General features: G+C 66.7%; 2 protein-coding genes. Both read right to left on the bottom strand.

Annotated features, from left to right (window positions below):
* Positions 1-181, bottom strand: a 181-nt coding sequence (locus ACZ50K_RS37895) for a transposase (protein ID WP_468912039.1), incomplete at its 3' end; no start/stop codon positions are given.
* Positions 178-744 carry a winged helix-turn-helix domain-containing protein gene (locus ACZ50K_RS37890; protein ID WP_468912036.1) on the bottom strand — a complete coding sequence of 189 codons (567 nt, stop codon included), beginning with the start codon at positions 742-744 and terminating at the stop codon, positions 178-180. The genes ACZ50K_RS37890 and ACZ50K_RS37895, both read right to left, overlap by 4 nt.
* Positions 745-1,406: the final 662 nt, after the last annotated feature.

Here is a 1,406-nt window from a genome sequence, read left to right as displayed (position 1 = left end):
GCCAGTCCCGGACCTTCTTCGAGCGGTGCACGGAGTGTCCGTCGACGACGAGGTGGACCTTGTGGTCGAAGTGGCCGGCGAGCCGGTCCAGGAAGCGGCACATCACCTCGGCGGTGAAGCTCTCGGTGAAGACCATGGAGTGCATCCGGCCCTTGGTGCTGACCGCCGACATCGCGTTCACCGATAACCGGTTGCCGGTCCGCCGCACGACGGGGGGGGGGTCTTCCCCTTCTCGCCCCGGGTAGGGCCGGTGACCTGGTCGGAGCGGATGCCGACCTGGTCGGCGAAGAGGATCTCGCCGCCGTCGGCCCTCGCCTTCACGCGGATCTCCGGCCAGGTCTCCTGGTGCCAGCGCCGCACGGCCTCGGGGTCCTGCTCGACGGCCCGCTTGTCCGGGCGCTGGAAGGACAGTCCCCACCGTTTCAGGTACTTGCCCACCCCCACCTCGGTCAGCCGCACCCGGTACAGCTTCGCGATCAGGTCGCCGATCAGCCGCCGCGTCCACAGCTGTCCACTCAGCCCCACGTCACAGGGTCGGTGATCGAGGACCGCCTGCCGCACGGCGGCCGGCTCGGCCTCCCCGATCACCTGGTGCACCCCGACCGGCTTGCCGCGCGAGCGCATGACCAGCGCCTCCCGGCCGCCGGCCTGCCACTTCGCCCCCCAGATGTCGACCGCCTTCAGCGACACCCCGAACACCGCCGCCACGTCCTCACGGTCCCGCCCCGCCACCAACGCGGCCACCGCCCGCAGCCGCAGGGCCTCCTGCGCCGACGGCGACAGATGCCGCGCGGCCCCACCAGATCACTCACACACCACCAACGACCCAGAAACCCAAACCGCTTCGGATCAATAGGCGATTAACGTCATGCGGTTGGGTTGCATCGGGATCTGCGGAAGATCCGCCAGGATTTCAGGCATGTGAATCCACGGTCGACGGATGCCCGTGCGCGGATTCCCGTGCTCGACATAGGGCTGTTAGGGCCGCCGTGCATCACGGGACGAATCGAGGTCGCGCCCATGCCCGGCGTGAGACCACGAACGCCTTCGCATACGGAGGTAGGCCTCGTCGATCCGCTGCCGCCGGAAGGAGACCCGGCGAGTGTGATCATCCGCACGCCAGTAAGTGTTGACTTCACGCTTCCTTTCGTTTCAGGAAATGAACAAATGGTAATTTTCTTGTTGAGTTTGGATGGTTTGACTTAATAAAATGAATGAATAAGCTCGCTCACGCCTCTCCCTGACTGAGGACCCGACCCTGCCACGCACGCCGGCAGACGGACGACAACCCCACCCCACCCACGGAGCCCGTGTTGACCAGTACCGCGCAGTCGTCACAGGGCGGCGGGTCCGCCCCGCAGCCCGACCACCTCGGTCATGTCATCTTCATCACCGCGGCAGCCGCG

The organism is Streptomyces sp. NPDC033845, from assembly GCF_055576225.1.
This window is presented reverse-complemented; position numbering and strand designations above follow the sequence as displayed.